The sequence below is a fragment of the Streptomyces sp. NPDC020845 genome (assembly GCF_044334165.1).
In the GTDB taxonomy this organism is placed as follows: domain Bacteria; phylum Actinomycetota; class Actinomycetes; order Streptomycetales; family Streptomycetaceae; genus Streptomyces.
Genome location: NZ_JBIRSJ010000005.1, coordinates 549,042 through 573,358, shown reverse-complemented (window position 1 = coordinate 573,358; position 24,317 = coordinate 549,042). Strand labels below are relative to the sequence as shown.

The 24,317-nt window shown below is 68.7% G+C and carries 21 protein-coding genes and 2 pseudogenes; 17 read left to right on the top strand and 6 right to left on the bottom strand.

Going from position 1 to position 24,317, the window contains the following annotated elements:
* Positions 1-6: 6 nt before the first annotated feature.
* From ACH4U7_RS15675 to ACH4U7_RS15650, 6 genes are all read left to right on the top strand, one after another.
* The gene (locus ACH4U7_RS15675) at positions 7-735 is read left to right on the top strand and encodes a UbiX family flavin prenyltransferase (protein ID WP_398528440.1); all 729 of its coding nucleotides are present in this window, start codon (positions 7-9) and stop codon (positions 733-735) included.
* Between the two features lie 162 nt (positions 736-897).
* The gene (locus ACH4U7_RS15670; RefSeq protein ID WP_385613657.1) at positions 898-1,359 is read left to right on the top strand and encodes an Lrp/AsnC family transcriptional regulator; all 462 of its coding nucleotides are present in this window, start codon (positions 898-900) and stop codon (positions 1,357-1,359) included.
* Positions 1,360-1,429: 70 nt separating this feature from the next.
* Entirely contained in the window at positions 1,430-2,608 is a 1,179-nt protein-coding gene (gene mqnE, locus ACH4U7_RS15665) for an aminofutalosine synthase MqnE (protein ID WP_089509785.1), read from the top strand.
* 97 nt (positions 2,609-2,705) lie between these two features.
* On the top strand, positions 2,706-3,401 hold the full coding sequence (locus ACH4U7_RS15660) for a UdgX family uracil-DNA binding protein (protein ID WP_398528439.1): 696 nt from the start codon (positions 2,706-2,708) through the stop codon (positions 3,399-3,401).
* A gap of 42 nt (positions 3,402-3,443) precedes the next feature.
* A complete protein-coding gene (locus ACH4U7_RS15655) occupies positions 3,444-3,731 on the top strand; it encodes a DUF4229 domain-containing protein (RefSeq protein ID WP_398528438.1) in 288 nt (95 codons plus the stop codon).
* A gap of 397 nt (positions 3,732-4,128) precedes the next feature.
* Positions 4,129-5,460: a dicarboxylate/amino acid:cation symporter gene (locus ACH4U7_RS15650; RefSeq protein WP_398528437.1), complete on the top strand. Its 1,332-nt coding sequence runs from the start codon at positions 4,129-4,131 to the stop codon at positions 5,458-5,460.
* A gap of 63 nt (positions 5,461-5,523) precedes the next feature.
* Here the strand turns inward: ACH4U7_RS15650 and ACH4U7_RS15645 are convergent, their stop codons facing one another.
* Positions 5,524-5,880, bottom strand: coding sequence for a carboxymuconolactone decarboxylase family protein (locus ACH4U7_RS15645; RefSeq protein WP_398528436.1), 357 nt, complete (start codon positions 5,878-5,880; stop codon positions 5,524-5,526).
* A 160-nt stretch (positions 5,881-6,040) separates the two neighbouring features.
* Positions 6,041-6,514, bottom strand: a pseudogene (locus ACH4U7_RS15640) (flavoprotein); the annotation flags it as partial.
* A gap of 52 nt (positions 6,515-6,566) precedes the next feature.
* Here ACH4U7_RS15640 and ACH4U7_RS15635 point away from each other — a divergent pair.
* From ACH4U7_RS15635 to ACH4U7_RS15615, 5 genes and pseudogenes are all read left to right on the top strand, one after another.
* A pseudogene (locus ACH4U7_RS15635) lies at positions 6,567-6,842 on the top strand (helix-turn-helix domain-containing protein); the annotation flags it as partial.
* A 237-nt stretch (positions 6,843-7,079) separates the two neighbouring features.
* Complete coding sequence (locus tag ACH4U7_RS15630) at positions 7,080-7,223, top strand: hypothetical protein (protein WP_398528435.1); 144 nt, start codon at positions 7,080-7,082, stop codon at positions 7,221-7,223.
* Between the two features lie 718 nt (positions 7,224-7,941).
* A complete protein-coding gene (locus ACH4U7_RS15625; protein WP_398528434.1) occupies positions 7,942-8,388 on the top strand; it encodes a hypothetical protein in 447 nt (148 codons plus the stop codon).
* Between the two features lie 9 nt (positions 8,389-8,397).
* The gene (locus ACH4U7_RS15620; protein WP_398528433.1) at positions 8,398-11,088 is read left to right on the top strand and encodes an ATP-binding protein; all 2,691 of its coding nucleotides are present in this window, start codon (positions 8,398-8,400) and stop codon (positions 11,086-11,088) included.
* A 272-nt stretch (positions 11,089-11,360) separates the two neighbouring features.
* A complete protein-coding gene (locus ACH4U7_RS15615) occupies positions 11,361-12,488 on the top strand; it encodes an NAD(P)/FAD-dependent oxidoreductase (RefSeq protein ID WP_398528432.1) in 1,128 nt (375 codons plus the stop codon).
* 16 nt (positions 12,489-12,504) lie between these two features.
* Here the strand turns inward: ACH4U7_RS15615 and ACH4U7_RS15610 are convergent, their stop codons facing one another.
* Positions 12,505-14,136: a GMC oxidoreductase gene (locus tag ACH4U7_RS15610; protein ID WP_398528431.1), complete on the bottom strand. Its 1,632-nt coding sequence runs from the start codon at positions 14,134-14,136 to the stop codon at positions 12,505-12,507.
* A gap of 159 nt (positions 14,137-14,295) precedes the next feature.
* Here ACH4U7_RS15610 and ctaD point away from each other — a divergent pair, with 159 nt between their 5' ends.
* The 3 genes from ctaD to ACH4U7_RS15595 all read left to right on the top strand — a co-directional run bounded on the left by ctaD (position 14,296) and on the right by ACH4U7_RS15595 (position 17,136).
* Positions 14,296-15,966: a cytochrome c oxidase subunit I gene (gene ctaD / locus ACH4U7_RS15605; protein ID WP_398528430.1), complete on the top strand. Its 1,671-nt coding sequence runs from the start codon at positions 14,296-14,298 to the stop codon at positions 15,964-15,966.
* 6 nt (positions 15,967-15,972) lie between these two features.
* Positions 15,973-16,338 carry a hypothetical protein gene (locus tag ACH4U7_RS15600; protein WP_089509778.1) on the top strand — a complete coding sequence of 122 codons (366 nt, stop codon included), beginning with the start codon at positions 15,973-15,975 and terminating at the stop codon, positions 16,336-16,338.
* 150 nt (positions 16,339-16,488) lie between these two features.
* Positions 16,489-17,136, top strand: a complete 648-nt coding sequence (locus tag ACH4U7_RS15595) for a TetR/AcrR family transcriptional regulator (protein ID WP_398528531.1) — start codon at positions 16,489-16,491, stop codon at positions 17,134-17,136.
* A 33-nt stretch (positions 17,137-17,169) separates the two neighbouring features.
* On the opposite strand, the gene ACH4U7_RS15590 is transcribed toward ACH4U7_RS15595, so the two are convergent.
* Both ACH4U7_RS15590 and ACH4U7_RS15585 read right to left on the bottom strand, forming a co-directional pair.
* Positions 17,170-17,832, bottom strand: coding sequence for a hypothetical protein (locus ACH4U7_RS15590; protein WP_398528429.1), 663 nt, complete (start codon positions 17,830-17,832; stop codon positions 17,170-17,172).
* A gap of 8 nt (positions 17,833-17,840) precedes the next feature.
* The gene (locus tag ACH4U7_RS15585) at positions 17,841-18,347 is read right to left on the bottom strand and encodes a matrixin family metalloprotease (RefSeq protein ID WP_256982053.1); all 507 of its coding nucleotides are present in this window, start codon (positions 18,345-18,347) and stop codon (positions 17,841-17,843) included.
* 244 nt (positions 18,348-18,591) lie between these two features.
* On the opposite strand from ACH4U7_RS15585, the gene ACH4U7_RS15580 reads away from it, so the two are divergent.
* The gene (locus ACH4U7_RS15580) at positions 18,592-20,574 is read left to right on the top strand and encodes an AMP-dependent synthetase/ligase (protein ID WP_398528428.1); all 1,983 of its coding nucleotides are present in this window, start codon (positions 18,592-18,594) and stop codon (positions 20,572-20,574) included.
* 106 nt (positions 20,575-20,680) lie between these two features.
* Here the strand turns inward: ACH4U7_RS15580 and ACH4U7_RS15575 are convergent, their stop codons facing one another.
* Positions 20,681-20,884 (bottom strand): cold-shock protein, encoded by a 204-nt coding sequence (locus tag ACH4U7_RS15575; protein ID WP_009715975.1) that lies wholly within the window; start codon positions 20,882-20,884, stop codon positions 20,681-20,683.
* A gap of 302 nt (positions 20,885-21,186) precedes the next feature.
* Here ACH4U7_RS15575 and ACH4U7_RS15570 point away from each other — a divergent pair, with 302 nt between their 5' ends.
* Positions 21,187-22,122 carry a menaquinone biosynthetic enzyme MqnA/MqnD family protein gene (locus tag ACH4U7_RS15570; protein ID WP_398528427.1) on the top strand — a complete coding sequence of 312 codons (936 nt, stop codon included), beginning with the start codon at positions 21,187-21,189 and terminating at the stop codon, positions 22,120-22,122.
* A 322-nt stretch (positions 22,123-22,444) separates the two neighbouring features.
* Positions 22,445-24,169, top strand: coding sequence for a protein kinase (locus ACH4U7_RS15565; protein WP_398528426.1), 1,725 nt, complete (start codon positions 22,445-22,447; stop codon positions 24,167-24,169).
* The last annotated feature ends 148 nt before the right edge of the window (positions 24,170-24,317 follow it).

Sequence of the window (24,317 nt, the reverse complement as noted above, 5' to 3'; positions counted from 1 at the left end):
CGTCGTGTGGAGCCGCCGCACGAGCCGTACAGGCCGCACAGACAGCCGTACGGACCGCACGAAGAAGTGAGTCGGCGCCGGCCCTGGGTGGTCGGTGTCTCCGGCGCGTCCGGGACGCCGTACGCCGCCTCCGTACTGCGCGCGCTGCTGTCCGCGGGGGAGGCCGTCGACCTGGTGGTCAGCCGGGCCTCGCGGCTGACGCTGCTGGACGAGACGGGCATCTCCTTCCGGGACGCGCACTGGCGCCAGGACCTCGGCCGCTGGCTGGCGCGCGGCGCGGACGGCACGTCCGACGCGTTCGAACCGCGGGTGCAGACGGCGGACGTACGCCACTGGGCGGCCGGGGACCTGGCCGCGGGCCCGTCCTCCGGCAGCTACGACGTCAAGGGGATGCTGATCGTCCCGGCGAGCACCGCGTGTGTGGCGGGGGTGGCGCTGGGTCTGTCCAAGGACCTGCTCCAGCGGTCGGCGAGCGTCAACCTCAAGGAGCGGCGCCCGCTCGTGGTCGCGGTGCGGGAGGCGCCACTGAGCGGTCAGACCCTCAGACACCTGGTCGCGCTGGACGAGGCGGGCGCGGTCGTGGTGCCCGCGTCGCCCGCGTTCTACGCGGGGGCGACCCATATCCAGGATCTGGTGGACTTCGTGGCGGGTCGGGTGCTGGACGCGGCGGGGGTGCCGCACAAGCTGTACCGCCGCTGGGAGGGGGAACTCCGGGGAGGGGCCGGGGACGAGTAGCGGGGGCCTTACCGCCACGGCGCTTCGCCGAAGTGGCCCGCCCGCGTGGCCCGCCCGCACAGGCCGCAGGGCCTTCAGGTTCTAGAAGGCAAGATGCCCTCTGTACCTTAGTTTATGCGTGTAAACTTGCTGTATCTTTGAATAATGGAAGGCGCACGGCATATGGACGCGGTGGATAGGCAGCTCATCCAGGCCCTGCGGGAGAACGGGAGGGCCTCGTACGCGGAGCTCGGCCGGCTCGTCGGCCTTTCCGGACCCAGCGTCACGGACCGGATCAACCGCCTGGAGGCGGCCGGAGTGATCACCGGCTACCGCGCGACCGTCGACGCCGCGTCCCTGGGCCTAGGAGTGACCGCCCTCATCGGCATTCAGCTCTCCGACGCCGCCGACCACGAGGAGGTGGCGGGGCGGCTGCGCGAGCTGGCCGAGATCGAGGACTGCTGGTTCATCGCGGGCGACGACTCGTACATGCTCAAGGTGCGCGCCTCGGATGTGGACGGGCTTGAGCGGACCATCCGGCGGCTGTCCGGGACCAAGGGCGTCGCCCGTACGCGTACCACGATCGTGCTGTCCACGAAGTGGGAGAACCGGGTCGGCGAATTGCCCGACGACGTCAAGGCGTAGTCTCAGGAAGGCCACTTAAAGCAAAGGCCTACATAAGCAGACGTATTGCAGACGTATGGGAGGCGGCCGCATGACTGCGTCTATCCAAGATGCGGGTCTCAAGCGCGAACTGGAAGAGAAGGTCCGCGCCGGAGAGCGGCTGTCACGCGAGGACGGCATCGCGCTGTATGAAAGCGATGACCTGGCCTGGCTCGGCGGGCTGGCCCATGAGGTGCGCACCCGCAAGAACGGTGACGTGGTTCACTTCAACGTCAACCGCCACCTCAACATGACCAATGTGTGCACCGCCTCGTGTGCGTACTGCTCCTTCCAGCGCAAGCCGGGTGAGAAGGACGCGTACACCATGCGCATCGAGGAGGCCGTCCGCCTCGCCAAGGCGATGGAGAACGAGAACCTCACCGAGCTGCACATCGTCAACGGTCTGCACCCCACCCTCCCCTGGCGCTACTACCCGCGGTCGCTGAAGGCGCTCAAAGAAGCCCTTCCGCAGGTGTCCCTGAAGGCCTTCACCGCCACCGAGATCCACCACTTCGAGAAGATCTCCGGGCTGCCGGCCTCGGAAATCCTCGACGAGCTGATCGACGCCGGCCTGGAGTCGCTGACCGGCGGCGGCGCGGAGATCTTCGACTGGGAGGTCCGGCAGCACATCGTCGACCACGAGACCCACTGGGAGGACTGGTCGCGGATCCACCGGCTGGCGCACGAAAAGGGCCTCAAGACCCCGTGCACCATGCTGTACGGGCATGTCGAGGAGCCCCGGCACCGGGTGGACCATGTGCTGCGGCTGCGCGAGCTCCAGGACGAGACCGGCGGGTTCCAGGTCTTCATCCCGCTGCGCTACCAGCACGACTTCGTGGACATGAAGGACGGCAAGGTCCGCAACCGGCTACAGGCCAGGACCACCATGGCCACCGGCGCGGAGGCGCTGAAGACCTTCGCGGTCTCGCGGCTGCTGTTCGACAACGTCCCCCATGTGAAGGTCTTCTGGGTGATGCACGGGGTACGGACCGCCCAGCTCGCGCTCAACCACGGCGCGGACGACATGGACGGCTCGGTCGTCGAGTACAAGATCACCCACGACGCCGACAACTACGGCACGCCGAACAAGCTGACCCGGGACGATCTGCTGGAGCTGATCCGGGACGCGGGCTTCCGCCCGGTGGAGCGGAACACCCGCTACGAGATCATCCGCGAGTACGAGGGGCCGGACCCGGCCCGGCGCGAGGCGCCGCAGCCCATGCGCGCCTGACGCCACCGGCGCCCGGTGGTGTCTGACGCCGCCGGCGTCTGCCCGTCCCCGTGCCCGGTGGTGTCTGACGGCCGCCGGGGCGGGTACCCGCGTCGCCATGGCCGCCGCCCGAGGGTCCGCCGGGAAGGCCGCCGCCGAGGCGGCGCACGACCCGGAGGACGCGTACACCGCCCAGCCCTTCGTGCCACGCGGCGCCGACCTCGCCGGGCTGCGCGAGGCGGCCGCGGGGTGCCGCGGCTGTCCGCTGCACCGCGAGGCCACCCAGACCGTCTTCGGCGCGGGGGACCCGGGCGCCCGCGTCGTGCTGGTCGGGGAGCAGCCCGGCGACCAGGAGGACCGGCAGGGGCGCCCGTTCGTGGGGCCCGCGGGCCAGGTGCTGACGCGGGCGCTGGACGAGGCGGGCATCGACCCCACCGAGACGTACATCACCAACGCCGTCAAGCACTTCAAGTTCGGCTACCTCCCCGGGCGCGGCAAACGGCGCATCCACAAGCCGCCGAGCCTGCGCGAGATCAGCGCCTGCCGGCCGTGGCTGACCGCGGAGCTGTCCCTGATCGACCCCGAGCTGATCGTGGCGCTGGGCGCGACGGCCGGGAAGGCGCTGCTCGGTTCCTCCTTCCGGGTCACCAAGCAGCGCGGGATGCTGCTGCCCGTCCCCGAGGAAGGGGCGCGGGAGTGCGTGGTCGCCACCGTCCACCCCTCCGCCGTGCTGCGCGCCGACGACCGGGAGGCGGCCTACCAGGGGCTGGTGTCGGATCTCAGGGTCGTCGCGGAGGCCTTGGGACGTCCGTGATTCACTGGATGGGCAGGACTTCCCAGCAGAAAGAAGACGGCCGTGCCTTTCAAGCCGAGCGCGACGTTCCGCTACACCGCCATGCGCCTGGGGATCTTCGCGGGCTCCTTCCTGGTGGTGTGGGCCCTGGTGTACTTCCGGGTGGTGCCCGCCGGGCTCGGCGGCTCCAACCTCTTCTGGGTCGCGCTGCTGGCCCTGATCGTCTCGGCGCCGCTGAGCTTCGTCCTGCTGCGCAAGCAGCGCGACGAGATGGCGGTGCAGGTCTCGGAGCGGGTGGACCGCGCCAAGGCGCGGCTCGCGGCGAACCAGAGCCAGGAAGACGGCGTCTGAGCCACACCTCCGCCCCGGCTCCTCCGTACGGCTTCTGCTTGTAACCCTCCTCACACCTCTTCGGCGTCCCGTCTTCCAGCTCCCGCTGGAAGACGGGACGTTGTTCGTTCGCACTCCTGTGTGTAAAAGCTTGGCTATGGGGAACTCAAAGTCAGGGTGTTAGTGTTCTTGTCATGACGACCGCAGCCGCGCCCCGATTCCCCATGAGCGTCCCGCTCGTGGCGCGCCTGCACATCGATCTCTGCCGCTGCCGGTCGGCGGCCTGTCGCCGCCGCTGACCGCTTCTTAACTCCCAGCGGCCGGAGACCGTACGGACTCCTGGCTCACCCCCGTCCGCTACCTCGTCCCCTGACTTTTCCGCCTTTCCCTGCTTTTCGCTGCCTTCGGAGTGTGTCCGTTGTCATCCGTCCCCGACGCGTCGTCCACGTCGTCCTCCATACACCTGCCCAAGGTGCCGTTCTGGGCGCAGATCCTGCTGGGCCTGGTGCTCGGCGTGGTGCTCGGCTGGGTCGCCCGCAGCGGTGACGTCGACTGGCTGGTCACCACCCTCGACAAGATCGGCTCGATCTTCGTCCAGCTGCTGAAGCTCGCCGTCGCCCCGCTGGTCTTCTTCGCGATCCTGATCTCGATCACCAACCTGCGGAACGTCAACAACGCCGCGCGCCTCGCGACCCGCACCCTGCTGTGGTTCATGGCGACCTCGCTGATCGCGGTCGCCATCGGCCTGACGATCGGTCTGATCACCAACCCCGGCTCCGGCACCGGCCTGACCCCGCAGGACGGGGCCAAGCCCGACCACGCGGGCTCCTGGCTGGACTTCCTCACCGGCATCATCCCGACCGACGTCATCACGCCGTTCACCGAGCTGAACGTCCTGCAGATCGTCTTCATGGCCGCCGTCGCGGGCGTCGCCGCCCTCCAGCTCGGCGAGAAGGCCCAGCCGATCCTCACCCTCAGCCAGGCCATCCTGGAGCTGCTGCAGAAGGCCCTGTGGTGGGTCATCCGCCTCGCCCCGCTGGGCACCCTCGGCCTCATCGGCTACGCCATCGCCGAGTACGGCTGGAACCTCATCGGCAAGTACGCCACCTTCACCGCCGACATCTACGTCGGCTGCGCCCTGGTGATGTTCGGCGTCTACCCGACGCTGCTGGCCACGGTCGCCAAGGTCAACCCGCTGCACTTCTTCAAGGGCGCCTGGCCCGCGATCCAGCTCGCCTTCGTCTCCCGCTCCTCGGTCGGCACCATGCCGGTCACCCAGAAGGTCACCGAGCGCCTGGGCGTCCCCAAGGAGTACGCCTCCTTCGCGGTGCCCTTCGGGTCGACGACGAAGATGGACGGCTGCGCCTCGATCTACCCGGCCATCGCCGCGATCTTCATCGCCCAGATCTTCGATGTGCACCTCGGCGTCGGCGACTACCTGCTGATCGCCTTCGTCTCGGTCATCGGCTCAGCCGCCACGGCCGGCCTCACCGGCGCCACCGTCATGCTGACCCTGACCCTGTCCACGCTCGGCCTCCCGCTGGAGGGCGTCGGCCTCCTCATGGCCATCGACCCGGTCCTGGACATGATGCGCACCGCGACCAACGTCGCAGGCCAGGCCCTGGTCCCGGTCCTCGTCTCGGCCCGCGAGAAGATCCTCGACCGCCACGCCTACGAGCACGCCTCCGCGTCTCCCCTGGACGACGCGGACGCGGTCGGCGACCGCCAGGTGGTCCCGGCCGCGGCGTAGCAGCCGCCCGTTCCCGACGTCGTCCCGCTCTCGGCCGAGAGCGGGACGACGCGTTTTATGCGCTCAGGACTTGCTCCGGTGCCGGGCGTCGGCCTCGGCTATTGCTGCGGCGTCGGCCTCGGCCAACGCGATGGTGAAGCCGAGCGCCTTGGTGATGTGACTCGCGGCCGACATGACGCGCGCCGTGCCCACGACGGGGGCGATCGCGACGAGAACGTCTTGCAGCTGCTCGGCTGTCAGGTTGGCCTTGACAGCGGGATCGACGTGGGCGAGGTAGGAGATCCCCGGTGCGTCCATGGCGACGAGCGCGGCGAGGCGGGTGAGGATGAGCGTGCGGTCGTCCAGGCTGCAGCGGTCGATCGAGTCGACTGTCATGGCGGCGAGCGTGTCGAGAACGGGCGTTTCCGATGTTGTGGCCATGTCCGTATCGCCTTCCGGTGCTGTACGGAGCCGACACGCGCCACCCGCTGACCACGGGAATCCCCACGCGTTCGGCGGCTTTCTCCTTCACCGTAAGGGCCCCCTGAGGCTCACGCCTGCTGGGCTGCTCGGGTGACCTTTTCTGGAGGCCCGAGGCGCCTCAGGCCCGATCAGCAGCACGCCCACTGAAGGCTGCCGCTGCGGCGTTCAGGGCCAGATGCCATGGGTAGGCGTCCGGCCGGCCCTTGCCGGGTTCGTTGGGTACGAATCCGCCCTCGCCGTACAGGACGCGTACGCCCATCGCGCGCAGCGTGGCAATGCTGGTGTCGAACTGCGCGTGCCGCACGAAGGCTGCGTTCACGCACGGCATGGTCACCGTGGGGATGCCCTTGCCGATGGCCTCGGCCACGAACCCGACGACGAACTTGTCGGTGATCCCCAGGGCCCACTGATTGATCGTGTTGAAGGTCGCCGGCGCCACGACGGCGACGTCTGCGGAGGGCCAGACGTCCGGCTCGCGAGGAAGCTTGTACTGGCTGCGCACTGGGTGCCCGGTCAGCTCCTCCAACGCTGGCAGATCATCTCCAAGCCAGCGGGCGGCGGTGGGGGTCAGTCCGAGGCAGATGTGCCTGCCGTGGCCGAGTGGGTAGCGTTCCCGTTGAGTGAGTCACGAAAGGGAGGCATGCATGCCGCTCCCCGGCGACGAACACACGGGCACTCGGATCGCATATCACCGGCAACGGGCTGGGCTGACTCAGCGGGGGTTGGCTCAGAAGGTCCCCTATTCGTACAGCCTGCTCACCCAGGTTGAGTCCGGGCACAAGCCGGCCAGCCCTGACCTGGTGGCCGCTGTCGCAAAGGCTCTGAGCATCGATGTCACGGCGCTGACCGGTCAGCCCTACGTGACCGAGCTCCAGCAAGATCGGCTGGCCGCGCTGGTCCGGCCGATCCGTGCGGTGATCAAGTGAGCGGCCACCGGCCCGTGGATGTTCCGCGCAGCTTCAAGCTGTCCGGTGATGTGCGGTTGTTTGATGATCAGTTCGTCATCCCAGTTCAGGTCTTCCGTAACGGGGTCTACGAATCAACCGACGTTGCAGCACTGTCTGTTGATGACGCCTCTGTGCTGAACGCGCAGCTCACACGGCTCTTGGACGAGAGGGCGTGCTTGGGCCGCGGAGGCAGAAGGAGTCGCACAGTCCTTGGAGTCGGTTCTGATGGCGGATGCGCAAGGAGGACAGCAGAGCGGCGGCCAGGGTCAGCAAGACCAGAACGCGAAGCGTGATGAGCTGGAAGCGGCCGTGCGCAGGCTGAACAAGTGGTCGTCGGGCGCTGGCAGGGGCTGAGGCTGCGGTCGCCCTGGAGATGGGGCGGGGGCTGCTGTCTGTGGGAGGACCATGCGGCCGCGCTCTCTGACTCCCTTAATTTAACTGAGCGCCAAGGGAGGGCGGCGGGTCTGCGCGTGCCCGTCGCCTGCGGTTCGGCCCCGTGATTTTCATACCGCTGGCGGGTGGGGATCCGGGGCGCATCGAACAAGCGCATAGCAATATCGGACCCCCCTTGCCTGGACAGCTATTGGGGTGGTCCGGCTGGGGATCGATCACGAACCCGGTGCCGGTGGTGCCGGGTTCGTCGTCGTGTTGCGGACGCGATTGGCGCCAACCGCCAGGTGGTCCGGGCGGCCGCGTAGCGTCGGAACCCCATGGGCAGCACAAGTCAGTGCCCCCGACCTCGCAGCTTGAGTTCTGGTGGTCGTCGCAACACCCCAGTTTCAGGGGTGCGATGGACTTCGAGATCCGGGAGGACCGGACTGGTAGGGGGCGCCGTCTGACGCGTGAGCGGGAGGCATACTTCCAGCTCAGGCTTCCCCCGAGGTGATGATCGAATCGTGCACTTGACGGCGACGTCTGAAAGTTGCCCCAGGGAAGGCTCGAAAGTCTCACCTGACGGGGAGGCATCGATGATGACGGGGTAGTCAACGGGGTAGGCAGACTATGCTGACGGACAGTCAATCTGAAAGGGGGGAGGGTGACATCGGGGGAACCGAGCGCCGAGGCGAGGGCAGTGCGAAACGAATTCGCTCTGGAGCGTTACCGATACATACTGCAGCAGATTCATGCTGTCAACGAGAACGCTCACCGCTTCCTCGCCATCTATCAGACACTCGCTACCGCGCTGGTCAGCGCAGCCCTTGCACTCTTCGTGGGGTATCGGAAGTGGGAGGTCGCGCCTGACGTAGCGCGGGGTGGGGTGATCGGCTTACTGATCCTCACCACGGTGGTAGCCGCGTTCACCAGCACGCTCATTGTGGTGGGCGCTATTGCCTGGCTCGATTATCGCAATGAGGAGTGCGATATCACCGACCAGATCGTTGCCCCAGGTTTCCGTGAGCGTCCAAATCCAGGTAACCTCTTCCGCTGGTACGAGACTTACGTGTTGTTGTTCATTCTCGTCTCGGTGATCACTATGTGGGTGCTCGCCGGACTCTTTCTCCTCCCGGCCATGAGGTGATCACCCACGGTGCCCGAGTACGAATTCGTCAGCACGCCTCTCTGGCAAAAGACTCTCGCCGCGCGCTCGCGTGCGGATGATCACCACAGTCAGCGTGAGCGGCTCCGTGTGTCATATCTGGCGTTGCGGGATACGGCGGCTGTGCTTCTTTCGGAGAATATGCGCAGTTTGCCGGAATTCACGGTCCACGACATCAGTCACGTGGACGCGTTGTGGGAGACGGCCAGTCTCATGTGCGGCGATCAGGTAACGCTCAATCCAGCTGAGGCTTACGTGCTGGGCTGCGCTTTCGTGCTGCACGATGCCGCGATGGGATCGGCCGCGTATGGGATGAGCATGCCTGCTGTGCTTGGAGAACAGCGGTGGCGCGATCTGGTATCCGTCGCTTACTTTCAACAGCGTGGATGCTGGCCGGACCAAGAGGATTTGGACGCACCTCCTGCCGAGATCGCAGAACAGTGTCGGGCGACCGCGATCCGGGAGACCCACGCGGAGCAGGCCAGGCGACTGGTGGACCAGCCATGGCGGTCCAACGCAGGCAACGAAATTTTCCTCATCCAGGATCTCCAGCTCCGTGAAGCCTATGGCCCGCTGATCGGAGATCTAGCAGCCAGTCACTGGTGGCCGGTGCACATGCTTGCCGATCGGTTTCGCCAGGCGAAAGGGTCTCTGACCTGGCAGCCGGCGGAATGGATCATTGAACCACTGAAGCTGGCCAGCATCCTGCGACTCGCCGATGCCACTCAGATCGACAGCCGCCGCGCCCCCACGTTTCTCTTCGCCTTGCGTAAACCGCAAGGCATTGCCCGGGAGCACTGGCGGTTCCAGGAGCACGTCAGCCGTCCACACTTGAACGGCGACCGGATCACCTATACCTCGCTTCGCCCCTTTGCTCCGGATGATGCCGCTGCCTGGTGGCTGGCCCTCGACTATCTGCGCAGCATCGACGAGGAACTGAAGAAGGTCGATGCCCTCCTGCACGACCTCGGGCGCAGCCGACTCGCTGCCCGCGCTGTGGCCGGAGTCGACTCCCCCGAGCGATTCGCCGACCTCTTCCCTGTGTCGGACTGGCGGCCCATCGACGCCGTGGTCAAGGTCACGGATGTCCCCGCCCTGGTCGGGAGTCTGGGTGGTGAGCAGCTGTACGGCAAGGAACCCGAGGTTGCCGTACGTGAGCTGATCCAAAACGCTCAGGACGCCGTGCTCGCCCGCCGCGCACTGGAGCCTGACTTCACTGACGGGCGAGTCGATGTGCGCCTCGCTGAAAGTGACGGCTCCTGGTGCCTGGAGATCAGCGACAACGGGGTGGGCATGGACGAAGAGACTCTCGTCCACGGCCTGCTCGACTTCGGCACCAGCGGCTGGAGCTCAACCCGGGTCCGCAGCCGACTCCCCGGCTTGGCGAGTGGGGGATTTCAGCCCAATGGGCGCTTCGGCGTCGGTTTCTTCTCGGTCTTCCTGCTGGGCGATCAGGTCGAGTTGACCACCCGCCGCTACGACGCCTCTATGGCAGATGCCCGTCATCTCTCCTTTGAGAGCTCCTCCCGTCGCCCTCTCTTGACTCCTCTATCTGCGCAGGGGCGGGCCGCATTAGGGACTACTGTGCGCGTCGCGCTCAAAGACAACCCCTATGACGTCAAAGGACTGCTGTATAAGACCAGTGACGACCGATTCCTCCAGTTGATCCAGCGACTGGTCTTGGAGAACGCGGTCCCCATCCGTATCTGGGAGCCGGATACAGCCGAACCTCACACCATTCCGCCCTTCGCCTTGGCTACGGGGGCGCCCGATGAAGTCTTTGACCGCCTGTACCCACCCTTGACGGAAGGCTGGCGTATTGGGCAGGAGAAAGAACGTCTCCAGCTACGTGATGATTTCGTCGAACGGGCAACCGAGTTGCTGGATGACTCGGGACGGCGTATCGGGCTGGCCACGATCTGGACTAATCGGATCTACCGCGGGCAAAATGACTTGCGTGGGATTGTCACGGCCAATGGCTTCCGGGCCGATGAAACAATAGCCTTCGCGGGCTACCTGGTCGGCGAGCCCAGCCGGGCCTCACGGGACAAGGTAGGCTTGGTTGCTGATCTGGGCCAGGCCAGGCGTTGGATGCGCACCCAGGAACAGTGGCTCCGTGATTCCAAGCACTTCGATGACCTGACCCAGCTCGATCTGGCCTACACCTTTCATAAAGTGTTCGGGGCTCTTGCTGATGACATCGCTTTTGCCATCACGGCGCAAGGCTTGCTCCGCCCGGCTGACGTGGGTGCCTGGGTGGAGCAACGCGATGAAATCTTCATAGCGTCCGGAGTGTCTTTGAATTGGCGAACCAGTCCGCCGCACGCGTACCACCCCGTGTTGGGTCAGGAAATACAGCTCCCCGACCATTGTGTTGTTATTCGGCAAACAATGTTCGTTTCGCCGATATCCGATGCGTTCCCAGATGTTCTGAACCGTGACTGCGAATACGAGCACACGCGCCATGAGCGCACGCTCACGTGGCAGAAGTTCTGGTGGCGCATGTCGGGTGGCCTTTATGGCCTGTTCATGCGTGCCGTGTGCCAAGCGTGGTCGTGCACCATGGAAGCCTTACTCGCACCACTTGAGCAGCGTCATTGGTCGGACTCCTGCCGGTTGGACGAAGAGAGCCTCGGCTCTGTCTCCGGCTACCTGCTTCGCCGGCCTGCGAGCTCCAGTTGAAGACCGACCCTCTCCAAGCAGGCCCAGTCGTCGGGCGAGGGCCGCGTCAGGTCGCCCTCGACGCCGTTGTCCGGTGCGGAAGTCGCCGACGGGCCGGCTAATCCGACCTCGGCTCTGTGTTCAGTTGTCGTCGAGCGCGAACACGATGTGCTCGTTCTCGCCCTGCCATGCGGCCCCGGCGCGCCCGAAGCTGTGCGATTCAGGACTGCAGCCTCTTGCCGAAGCGGCAAGGATGTTCGCGGTTTCGGCCAGTCGCGGCGCACGGTGGGCGCATGAGCGTGAACAAGGTTTCTGAAGACAAGATTTCTGAAGAGTTCGATGTCGTGGTGGTCGGAGGGGGCGCCGCCGGGCTGTCGGGGGCGCTGACGCTGGCGCGGGCCCGGCGGTCCGTGGTGGTGATCGACTCCGGTGAGCCACGTAACGCGCCCGCCGCGGGGGCGCACGGGCTGCTGTCGCGCGACGGGGTGTCGCCGCTGGAGCTGCTGCGGATCGGCCGGGAGGAGGTGGCCGGGTACGGCGGGCAGGTCGTGTCCGATCGGGCGGTCTCCGCCCGGCGGGTGGCGGGCGGCTTTGTTGTCGAGGCCGGGAGCGGACGCCGCTTCCGGGCGCGGCGGCTGCTGGTGACGACCGGGCTGGTGGATGAGGTGCCGGAGGTGCCGGGGCTGCGGGAGCGGTGGGGGCGGGATGTGCTGCACTGCCCGTACTGCCATGGCTGGGAGGTCCGCGACGCGCCCATCGGCGTGCTCGCCGTCAGTCCGCTCTCCGTGCACCAGGCGTTGCTGTTCCGGCAGTGGTCGGATCGGGTGACGCTGTTCCTGCACACCGGTGCCGAGTTGGCCGAGGACGAGTGGGAGCGGCTGGCCGCGCGGGGGATCGCCGTGGTCGACGGCGAGGTGACGGGTCTTGAGGTGGTGGAGGACCGGCTGGCCGGGGTCCGGTTGGCCTCGGGGCGGCGGGTGCCGGTGGAGGCCCTGGTGGTGGCGACGCGGATGGTGGCGCGTGGCGAGGTCCTGGCGGGCCTCGGGCTGAGCGCGGTGGAGCATCCCATGGGGGTCGGGACGTATGTGCCCTCGGACGCGAGCGGACTTACCGAGGTGGCCGGGGTGTGGGCGGCGGGGAACGTCACCGACCTGCTGGCCAACGTCCCGGTCGCGCAGGCAGCCGGGTTCCAGGCCGCGGCGGCGATCAACGCCGATCTGGTGGCCGAGGACACCGACGCCGCCGTGGCCCGCCGCAGGTCGGCGGCTGCCTCTGAAGCCGCTTCCGAAGCCGGTTCCGAAGCCGTCTCCGGGGGCGTTTTCGGTCCGGCCGGTGAGGCCGGGGTCTGCGCGCGGGTCCTGGGCGAGCGCCGGCACGGTCTCGACCCGCTGCCGCGCTCCCAAGGGCCCGCGCGGCCGTAGGAGTGGCGGTGACCCGTCAGCCCACGCCGTCCTCGGCCAGGACACGGGCCATGGTGCGCTCGGCCAGGGCCGTGATGGTCACGAAGGGGTTGACGCCGATCGAGCCCGGGATGAGCGAGCCGTCGGTCACGTACAGCCTGTCGTAGCCGACCGCCCGGCCGTACGCGTCCGTGGCGCGGCCCAGGACGCAGCCGCCCAGGGGGTGGTAGCAGAAGTCGGCGGCGAAGGCGCGGGTGTCGCCGAAGAGGTCGTAGCGGTAGATGGTGCCGTTGGCGGAGTTGAGGCGGTCGAAGAGGGATTTGGCGGCGGTGATGGAGGGGGCGCTCTGGGCGCTGGTCCAGTTCAGGGCGGCGGCGTCCTTGGCGGCGTCGTAGGTGAAGGTGCCGCGTTCGGGGTTCTTGGTGATGGCCAGGTAGAGGCTGGCCCAGGTCTCGGTGCCGGCCGGGAGCGGGGCGATCTCGGCGAAGACGGGGTTGGTGGCGTTGGACCAGTCGTCGATCCCCATCACCGGGATCGTCGACTGGTTGGCGCCGGTCGGGTTCCATATGTGGTTGGCGCGGCCGAGCATGACGTTGCCGTTGCCGCCCCAGCCGCGGCCGATCTGCGGGCTCAGGGCGGGCAGGGTGCCGGTCTCGCGGGCGCGCAGCAGGAGCTCGGTGGTGCCGAGGCTGCCCGCGCCGAGGAAGAGCGAGCGACAGGAGATCTCGTCGGTGCCGACGACGGCGCCGGTGTCGTCGAGGCGGTCCACGGTCAGGACGTACGTACCGTCGGCGGCTCTGCGGATGGCACGGGCGCGGCTGAGGGTGCGGATGGTGACGTTCCCCGTGCCAAGGGCCGCCGCGAGATAGGTCTTGTCGAGGCTGCGCTTGCCGAAGTTGTTGCCGTAGATGACCTCCTGGGCGAGGGCGGACTTGGTGGCGGTCCCGGCGGCCTCGCGCTGCATGTAGTCGAAGTCGTACACATTGGGGACGAAGACGGTCTTCAGGCCCGCCGTTTTCGCCTGGTCGCGGGAGACGCGGGCGTACTTGTACCACTCAGTGGACTCGAACCAAGCGGACGGGACGGTGGCGGCGCCGAGCATGCGGTTGGCGAGCGGGAAGTAGGTGGTGTACATCGCGTCGGCGTCGACCTGGGGCAGCACCTCCTGGAAGTACGCGCGGGACGGGGTGACCGCCATGCCCCCGTTGACGAGCGACCCGCCACCGACGCCGCGTCCGACGTAGACGGACATGTTGGGGAAGCGGACGCGGTCCAGGACGCCGGGGTAGGGCGTGATGTCCTTGTTGATGACGTCCAGCCACAGGAAGGTGGCCAGCGGCGCCTCGGTTCTGGTCTTGAACCACATGGAGCGCCGGTCGGGGGCGGTCATCGAACAGTAGACCTTGCCGTCGGAGGCCGGGGCGTTCCACAGCCGCCCCATCTCCAGGACCAGGGTCTTCACGCCCGCCTCGCCGAGCCGCAGGGCGGCGACCGCCGCGCCGTAGCCGGAGCCGACGACGACGGCGGGGGCGTATTCGGCGCTCGCCGTGGGGGCGGGGCGGTCGGCGGCGGCCGCCGGGGAGAGGGCTATCCGGGTGAGCCCGAGGGCCGCGGCGCCGCGCAGGGCGGCCAGACCAAGAATGTGACGACGCGTCAGATTTGCTGTCATGCTCGCATCATGTGCGGAGTCCTGGGTTCCGCCCATACTGCTCACTCATGGTCTTTTATAGACCACTCCTGTCACACGCCCACCAAAGGGTCATAGCCGCCTCTTCCGCCCCAGCCGCGTTATGAACGTCGGACGCGTACGGCGTCGGGCGGAGGAGCGATGGCGGTAGAGGCGAGGCGGGCGGAGCAGCGGGAGCCCGAGCGGGAGAGCCGGAACAGAGTCGGCACGGTCATCATCAATTGGCTGACCACGACCGATCACAAGAAGATCGGCAACTTGTACATGGTGACGTCCTTCGTCTTCTTTCTCTTCGCCGGGCTGCTGGCGATGGTGATGCGGGCGGAGCTGGCGCGGCCGGGTACCCAGCTCGTCTCCAATGAGCAGTTCAACCAGGCGTTCACCATGCATGGCACGATCATGATGCTGATGTTCGCGACGCCGCTGTTCGCGGGTTTCACCAACGCCATCATGCCGCTGCAGATCGGCGCCCCGGACGTGGCGTTCCCACGGCTGAACATGTTCGCGTACTGGCTCTATCTCTTCGGCTCGCTCATTGCGGTGGCCGGATTCATTACCCCGAACGGGGCCGCCGACTTCGGCTGGTTCGCCTATACCCCGCTGTCGGACAAGGCGCATTCGCCGAATCTGGGCGGCGATATGTGGGTCATGGGGCTCGCCTTCTCCGGGTTCGGCACGATCCTGGGCGCGGTCAACTTCATCACCACGATCATCTGTATGCGCGCCCCGGGGCTGACGATGTTCCGGATGCCGATCTTCACCTGGAACGTCCTGCTCACCAGCGTGCTGGTGATCATGGTTTTCCCGGTGCTGGCCGCGGCCCTTTTCGCGCTGGAGGCGGACCGTAAGTTCGGGGCGCGGGTCTACGATCCGTCCAACGGTGGTGCGGTGCTATGGCAGCATCTGTTCTGGTTCTTCGGCCATCCCGAGGTCTATATCATCGCGCTGCCGTTCTTCGGGGTGATCACCGAGATCATTCCGGTGTTCAGCCGCAAGCCGGTATTCGGCTACGCGGGTCTGGTCGCCGCGACCGTCTCCATCGCCGGGCTGTCGGCCACGGTGTGGGCGCACCATATGTTCGTCACCGGGGCGGTGCTGCTGCCGTTCTTCTCCTTCATGTCCTTTCTCATCGCGGTGCCCACCGGGGTGAAGTTCTTCAACTGGATCGGGACGATGTGGAAGGGGTCGCTGTCCTTCGAGACACCGATGCTGTGGTCCATCGGATTCCTCGTCACCTTCCTGTTCGGCGGGCTCACCGGAGTGCTCCTGGCCTCGCCACCTCTCGACTTCCACGTCAGCGACAGCTATTTCGTGGTCGCTCACTTCCATTACGTGGTCTTCGGGACCGTGGTGTTCGCGATGTTCGGCGGATTCTACTTCTGGTGGCCGAAGTTCACCGGAAAAATGCTGGACGAACGGCTCGGGAAAATCCATTACTGGACGCTGTTCACCGGTTTTCACACCACCTTCCTCGTCCAGCACTGGCTCGGCGTCAAGGGAATGCCGCGGCGCTACGCCGACTATCTGGCCGCGGACGGATTCACCGGGCTGAACACCATCTCCACCATCGGCGCCTTTCTGCTCGGCCTGTCCACTCTCCCGTTCCTCTACAACGTCTGGAAGACCGCCAAATACGGGGAGAAGGTGACCGTGGACGACCCCTGGGGATACGGCAGATCGCTGGAGTGGGCGACCTCCTGTCCGCCGCCGAGGCACAACTTCCTCGCCCTCCCCAAGGTCCGCAGCGAATCCCCCGCCTTCGACCTGCACCACCCCGACGTCGCCGAGTCGTTGCAGCGCGAGCGGGCGTAGGCACACGTGCCCGATCCCTATGAGATCGAGTCGGGCATCGCCCGGCTGGAGGGCTATCTGCTGTGCCAGAGCGAGCTCGGCGACGCCCGGGCGGAGGCCGAGGCGTTCGCCGGACGGCTGGCCTGGCTCACCGCCGCCCAGCGCGAGGAGGTGGTCCGGCTGTACACCGAGGAGCGCGTCGAGCTCTCCCGGCGCATGCTGCGCCGCATCGTCGACCGCTGCGAGGAACTGCGCGCCGAGTACACGGCGCGCTACGACGAGCTGCGGCGGCGCCTGGTGTGCCGGTGCGTCGCGGGGATCCTGGTGGCCATGACGGCTCTGGCGGTGGTGGGCGCCGTCGCGCTGTGGGCGGCCCTGGGCGTGACACCATGATCCTGATCTTCCGGAACTGATGTGAGGGGTCTTCACCAGCCTTAGGCTTGACGGCGGCCAGGCGACCTGGAGACCCCGCGACCGAGGGGTGCCGGGCGGGCAGGGGCGAAGGGGGCGGCCGGCGTGGGCGGGGCGACGAAGAGCAGGCGGATGCCGAGGGCGGTGCGCGAGCAGCAGATGCTCGACGCGGCCGTACAAACCTTCGCGCGGCGCGGCTACAGAAACGCCTCCATGGACGACATCGCCGAGCAGGCGGGGGTCTCCAAGCCGCTGGTTTATCTGTATCTGAACTCCAAAGACGAGCTGTTCGCGGCGTGCATCCGGCGGGAGGCCGACTCGCTGGTGGCGGCGATACGGGCCGCCGTCGAGCATGACGCGCCCGCCGACCGCCGGCTGTGGAGCGGGCTGCACGGCTTCTTCACACACACCGCCGAGCACCCGGACGGGTGGGCGCTGCTGCACGTCCAGGCCCGTACGCACGGCGATCCCTTCGCGCGGGAGGTCGCCGCGATGCGGGCGGAGATCGTCGAGTTCGTCACCCATCTGCTCCGGGCGGCCGTGCGGGAGAACGGATGCGGGGCGGCGCGGACGGGCCGGATGACCGGTGGCGAGGCGCCCGGGCTCGCGTATGCGCTGGTGGGCGCGGCGGAGTCGCTGGCCGAGTGGGCGGGCGACCGGGCGGGCGGAGGGCCTTCGGCCGAGGAGGCGGCGGCCACGCTGATGAACTTCGCCTGGGCGGGTCTTGGCAACCTGCTGCGGGGCGAGCGCTGGTCGCCCGGCGGGCACGTAGGGGCGTAGGGGCGTAGGGGCGTAGGGGCGTAGGGTCGGCGCTCAGCCGATGTGGGCCCTGGCGTACAGCGCCGAGGGGTCCTTGGCCCGGGAGACCGCCGAGGGGTGCGTATGCCGCTGGGCGGTCGGATGCGCGACGCCTTTCTCCCACACCGTGGACATATCGGTGCCGCTGTCCGAGCCGCCCTCCGCGGGGGACAGGTCCACCGGGTGGAAGTTGGACGGGGCGGTGTGCCAGCCGTCCGGGGCGAGCCGGGTGGCCAGGACATAGGTCCTGCCCGGTTCGAGCGCCGGGGCCTCGCCCACCACGATCCGCTGCCGCCGCAGCGGGTCGTCGCCGCCCTCCTGGGCGACCCGTACGCTGCCGCTGACCTCGCCCTTGAGGGTTTTGCGCACCTCGACCCGGTAGGTGGTCCACAGCAGCCGGTCGCCGTTCGTACGCCGCAGTCCCTCGCGCGCCGTGACCTTGCCGATGAACACGTCGTCGGCCCAACCGGAGGCGAATTCCGGGGTGTCGAGCCGTACCGCGTAGGTGGGGTGGTAGTGGGTGGTGCCGTACGGGACGGTGAACCACGCGGCCGCGCCGCCGCCGAGGACCAGGAGGGCCGAGCCGAGCGCGATCGCTTTGGTGCGCGCTCCTGCGCGCGCCCTGCGCTTCGGATGCGCCGTGCGCGCTGCTCCGCTGGCGTGAAGATCGGTGAACACGGCTCCGTTCACCCCCAGATGGCCCGGTAGGCCGCGATGTCGTCGGCCGACGGGGTGATGGCGGTGCGGGTGTCGTCGCAGTACATGACCGCGCCGGTGTCGGTGTGGTGCCCCAGCCTGAGCGCATGGCCGAGCTCGTGGGTGACCACGCCGTTCTTGGTCTCGGCGGAGTAGTCCTTCAGGAAGTGGTCGTTGAGGACGATGTCGTCGGAGCCGAGGTCGTGGGGCTCCCACAGACCGGACCAGCCGACGTCGCTGCGGTCGACGTCGCTCGCGTCCACATCCGCGTACGCCGTGCCCGTGTCGGGCCGGACGTCGACCTTGCCCAGCGCGTTCCAGGCGGCGCGCGCCCGGTCCCACTCCGCCGTGTACTTGGTGTGCAGATCGTAGGTCAGCTCCGAACCGTCCACGGATCCGGCGGTGTTCGGGGCGTCCTCGCAGGCCGCGAAGGCCGGGGGAGCGGGCAGCCCGGCGCACAGCCCCACCGTCAGCGACGCGGTCGTCAGAAGGCGCACAGGGACACGTATGGGCAGACGTATGGGCAGACGTATGGGCAGACGTATGGGCAGACGTGTGGGCAGACGTGTGGGGAGACGTGTGGGGAGGCGTATCGCCATGGGCACTTACCCCTCGTCGGTGTACGGCCCGAGGGCATCACCGTAAACAGGCACCGCCACACGGCGCACTCGCACAGGTCTTCCCGGGGGAATCGAAGGATGGTTACTCTGAAGTAACGTTACTGAGGGGTCAGGAGTCGTCATGCCGCAGCGGTCAGCACCTCCCGCGCTCGCCCCCGCGCCCGCCCTCACCCCACCCGAACTGCAGGCCGCGGGCGGCCGGATACGGCAGGCCACCGTCCCCCCGCTCGCCCCGCCCGTCACCCGCGGCAGCCTGGCCGACATCCCGTTCGACAACGCCGCCCAGGCCCCCGCCGACCCCGTCCTCAGCCGGGTGAACCCGGACGGCAGCTGGCGGGACGTCACCGCCGCCGCGTTCGCCGCCGAGGTGCTGGCCTGCGCCAAGGGCCTGATCGCGCACGGTCTGCGGCCCGGCGACCGGCTCGCGATCATGGCCCGCACCACCTACGAATGGACGCTGTTCGACTTCGCCGCCTGGGCCGCCGGGCTGGTCACCGTCCCCGTCTACCCCACCTCCTCACAGGCGCAGACGCACTGGATCCTGCGGGACTCGGGCGCCGCCGCCTGCGTCGTCGAGAGCGTGGAGCAGTCGCGGCTGGTCAGCGCCGTACGGCGGGAGCTGCCCGACCTCGCCCATCTGTGGCAGTTCGACGCGGGCGCCGTCGCCAAGCTGGACGCGGCCGGGCGGGCGATCCCGGACGAGGAGGTGGCGCGGCGGCGGACCGGCCTGGGGCCCGGCGACCTCGCGACCATCGTCTACACCTCGGGCACCACGGGCCGCCCCAAGGGCTGTGCGCTCACCCACGCCAACTTCTTCGCCGAGGTGGACAACGCCATCGAACTGCTCCACCCGGTCTTCAAAACGGTCAGCGACGAGCCCGCCGCCACCCTCCTCTTCCTGCCGCTGTCGCATGTCTTCGGGCGGATGATCGCGGTCGGCTGTCTCCGGGCCCGGGTCCGGCTCGGCCACGCGCCGAGCCTCCGCACCGAGGACCTGCTGGCGGGCCTGGCCGGATTCCGGCCGACCTTCCTGCTGGCCATCCCCTATGTGCTGGAGAAGGTCTACAACAGCGGACGGGCGACGGCCGAGCGGATGGGCCGGGTCGGCGCCTTCGACCGCGCCGCCGGGGTGGCCCGGCGGTACGGCGTGGCGCTTGAGGAGGCCCGGCGCGGCGGCAGCCGCCCGGGGCCGGTGCTGCGCGCCGCCCACGCGCTGTACGAACCGCTGGTCTACCGCCGGATCCGGGACGCGCTCGGCGGCAAGGTGCGCTATGTGATCTGCGGCGGCTCCCCGCTCGGCCGCCGCCTCGCCGCCTTCTACGCGGGTGCGGGCATCGAGATCTTCGAGGGCTACGGCCTGACGGAGACGACCGCGGCCGCCACCGTCACACCCCCGCTGCGCCCGCGCCTGGGCACGGTGGGCTGGCCGCTGCCCGGCAGTGCGGTGCGGATCGCGGAGGACGGCGAGGTGCTGTTGCGCGGCGGACAGGTCTTCTCCGGCTACTGGGACGCGCAGCTGGGGCGCGCCGTGCCCGAGGGCGGCCCGGAGACCTGGTATGCCACCGGTGATCTCGGGGCGCTCGACGACGAGGGCTATCTGACCATCACCGGCCGCAAGAAAGAACTGATCGTCACATCGGGTGGTAAGAACGTGGCCCCCGCCCCGCTGGAGGACCGGCTGCGCGCCCATCCGCTGGTCGGTCAGTGCATGGTGATCGGCGACAACCGCCCGTATGTGACGGCGCTGCTCACCCTGGACCCGGACGGGCTGGCGCACTGGCGGCGGATGGCGCAGCGGCAGGGCGTGCCGATCCGCCGGCTGGTCACCGACGAACTGCTGCTCGCGGAGGTCAGGCGCGCCGTGGACGACGCCAATGAGCTGGTCTCGCGCGCCGAGTCGATCCGCCGCTTCGCCGTGCTGCCGGTGTCGTTCACCGAGGAGTCCGGGCATCTGACGCCGTCGCTGAAGCTGAGGCGGGCGGCGGTCGCCCGGGACTTCGCCGAGGAGATCGAGGCGCTGTACGCGGCGGGGAACGCGAAGAACGCGAAGAGCGCGAAGAACGCGAAGATCGCGGATGGCACAGAAAACAATGCCGGTATCTGAAGTGAATAAACGATTAAGTGAATAGGGGAGATTTCAAGGTCGAGAACAAGGCAGGAGCCCCGGCCCCCGCCGAAGCGGAAGCCGGGGCTCCTTGGGTACTGCTTACTCAGACCGCGCTGACGTTCTCCGCCTGCGGGCCCTTCGGGCCCTGGGTGACGTCGAAGGTAACGGCCTGGTTCTCCTCCAGGGAGCGGAAACCAGACGCGTTGATCGCGGAGTAGTGAACGAAGACATCGGGGCCGCCGCCGTCTTGGGCGATGAAGCCGAAGCCCTTCTCGGCGTTGAACCACTTGACGGTTCCGGTAGCCATAAGCCCTCCTTGGGCCAAAGGGTTGCCCTGCTCCAGAACCTGCAAGAAGTCTGAAAATTACAAAAGCCCGCGGTTACATGCTCCGCAGGCTTTGTACTGCAAGGAAACCAAACTGCAACTTGCGGCGAGCTTAGCACGCTGCGTGTGCGTGGGGAAGGAGCCGAAGATCACGAATTCGAGGGGTTTCCCTGGTCGGCCGATTGGATAGGACCCCAGGTCGGGGCGAGCTGCCCCGACCCCGCGGCGGCTCCCGGGCGGCCCCCGCCACCGTCGTGTGCGACACACGGGGCTAGCCTCCGTATGTGGACAATTCACCGAGTTCCCCCGCCCGGAGTACATACGACGCCACGACCGCCGCAGGCGGTGCCCACTCGCCCCGCCGCCGGACCCGGCCGAGGGTCGGCCACATCCAGTACCTCAACTGTCTGCCCCTCTACTGGGGCCTGGCGACCAGCGGCGCCCTGCTCGACGTCGAGCTCACCAAGGACACTCCGGACGCCCTCAACGACAAGCTCGTCCGCGGCGATCTCGACATCGGCCCGATCAGCCTGGTGGAGTTCCTGCGCAACGCGGACGACCTGGTGGCGCTGCCCGATATCGCGGTCGGCTGCGATGGACCCGTGATGTCCTGTGTGATCGTCTCACAGCTGCCGCTCGAGCAGCTGGACCGGGCCCGGGTCGCCCTCGGCTCCGCCTCGCGCACCTCCGTACGGCTGGCGCGGCTGCTGCTCGCCGAGCGTTACGGGATCACCCCCGACTACTACACCTGCCCGCCCGACCTCAGCTTGATGATGCAGGAGGCGGAGGCGGCGGTGCTGATCGGCGACGCGGCGCTGCGCGCCAATCTGCACTACGCCCCGAAGCTCGGCCTCCAGGTCCATGACCTCGGGCAGATGTGGAAGGAGTGGACCGGGCTGCCGTTCGTCTTCGCGGTGTGGGCGGCGCGCCGCGAGTACATGGAGCGCGAGCCGGAGATCGTCGGCAAGGTGCACGAGGCGTTTCTCGACTCCCGGGACCTGTCCCTGGTGGAGGTCACCAAGGTCGCCGAGCAGGCGGCGCGCTGGGAGGCGCTGGAGGCGTCGGTCCTGGAGCGCTACTTCACCACCCTCGACTTCAGCCTGGGCGAGCGCCAGCTGGAGGGCATCGCCGAGTTCGCGCGCCGCACCGGCCCGGTGGCCGGCTACCCCGCCGACGTACGGGTGCGCCCGGCGGACCTGGGCTCCCGTCAAGGCGAGTGAGCCGAAGGGGCGCGGTCGCCCGCGCCGGAGGCGCTGATGTCACGGTGAAAGGGAGAGCGCGCGGAGGCCCTGAGGCTGCAGTCGATATGCGGCTACCGCGTGAAGGGCCGAGCGCGGTCGACCGTCGACAGGGCTGTAGCGCCCCCGGGGGCACCTCCGAGCGGTAGCTGGGGGAGAACCGAGCCGTGAAAAGAGGCGAAACGGCCGTCCGACCGCCCTGGGCAGCGGTGTAACGGCTTGGTGCGCATCGGGTCCCGCTCCGGGCGGTATGTCCGGGGCAGGACCTAAGCTGGAGCGGCGCAGGCGAGGGGGGAGCGACGGGATGGAGCCGCTGGGAGCGGAGGACCCGCAGGTCATCGGCGCATACCGACTCCTCGGCCGACTCGGCTCGGGTGGTATGGGCCGGGTCTTCGTGGGGCGTAGCGCGGGCGGCCGGACCGTGGCCGTGAAGGTCGTGCACGCACACTTCTCGCTCGACCACGAGTTCCGTGCCCGGTTCCGGCGCGAGGTGGAGGCCGCGCGGCGGGTCGGCGGGAAGTGGACCGCGCCGGTCCTGGACGCCGATCCGGACGCGCGCGTCCCCTGGGTGGCCACGGGCTATGTCGCGGGCCCGTCCCTGAGCCAGGCCATCGCCGACGAGGGGCCGCTGCCCGAGCCGTCCGTACGGGCCCTGGGCGCGGGGCTGGCGGAGGCGCTGGTCGCCGTGCACGCCCTGGGCCTGGTCCACCGCGACGTCAAGCCGTCAAATGTCCTGCTCGCCCTGGACGGCCCGCGCCTGATCGACTTCGGCATAGCGCGGGCCACGCAGGGCACGGTGTCCCTGACCTCCACCGGCGCCTCGATCGGCTCGCCCGGCTATATGGCGCCCGAGCAGATCCTGGGCAAGGGCGTGGACGGGGCGGCCGACGTCTTCTCACTCGGCGCCGTGCTGGCGTACGCGGCGACGGGCGAGCCGCCCTTCCCGGGCGACAGCTCGGCGGCGCTGCTCTACAAGGTGGTCCACGAGGAGGCCCGGCTCGGCCGCGACCTCACCGGGGAGCTGCGGGACCTGGTCGCCGCCTGCCTGGCCAAGGACCCGTCCGCCCGGCCCACCCCGGAGCGGATCATCAGCCGCCTCGCCCCGGACGGGGGCGCCTCGGGCCTGGTGCGGCCGGGGTGGCTGCCCGGGCCGCTGGTCGAGCGGGTCAGCCGGCGGGCGGTGGAGCTCCTTGACCTGGACGCGTCGGCGCCCGAGGTCCCCGCGGTCACGCCGGCGGCTCGGTCGACCCCCGGGACCCCGCCCGCCCCGGTGATCCCCACGGCTCCCGGGACCCCGGCGGCGTCGGCGCACACACCCGCGCCCCTGGGAGCGTTCGGCCCGCCGGACCCGTCGTACGGCGGCCCGGCCCAGGCCGCCGCGCCGGAGGGCCGGGCTCCCGGCGAGCCGGCCCCGCCAGAGGGACAGCCGGCCGGGGGACAGCCGGCCGGGGGACGCAGGTTCGCGCTGTCCGCCGCCATCGGGGGCAGGAAGCGGCCCAAGGCGCTCAGCTGCACGCTGGTGCTGTCGATCGCGGGCGCGCTGGCCGCCGCCACGACGGCGGCCGTCGTGTTCCATGTGCTGCCGGGCACCGGCGCGGGCGGGGACCACAGCGACGTCTCCGCGACCAAGAGCCCGGGGCCCAGCGCGACGGATCACAACAGCGACGGTGCCGGCCAGGGCGTGCCCAAGGCGTTCCTCGGGACCTGGAAAGGCGACCTGACGACCGACTCCGGCGCTCCCGGGGGCGAGCTGACCATCACCATCCGCCCGGGCAAGCCGGGGGACAGGGTCGGCAGTGGCAGGGTCGAGCTGTTGGTGCTCCGCTGCGACAGCAGCTGGAAGCTGGTCTCGGCCACCTCGACCGTGCTGGTCCTCGACTCGCGGATCAAGAAGGACGAGAGGCAGACGGGCTGTAGCACCGGCTCGTCCGATGAACGGTTCACGCTCGCCTCCAACGGCTCGCTGCGCTACGAGACGGCGGACGAGGAGGGCGGCAACCCGAGCGGCACCCTGCGCAAGGTGAACTGACCGCCCGTTCCGCGCTCCGCTGAAGGCCCGCCACGGAGCCGCCGCAGAGCCGCCACGGAGTCACCACGCAGGCCGCCGCGGGGCCTCGGCGTGGGGCCGTGAGGGCTGGCGTACGCTGGGGCAGTCCGTCCGCAACCCGCCGAAAGGG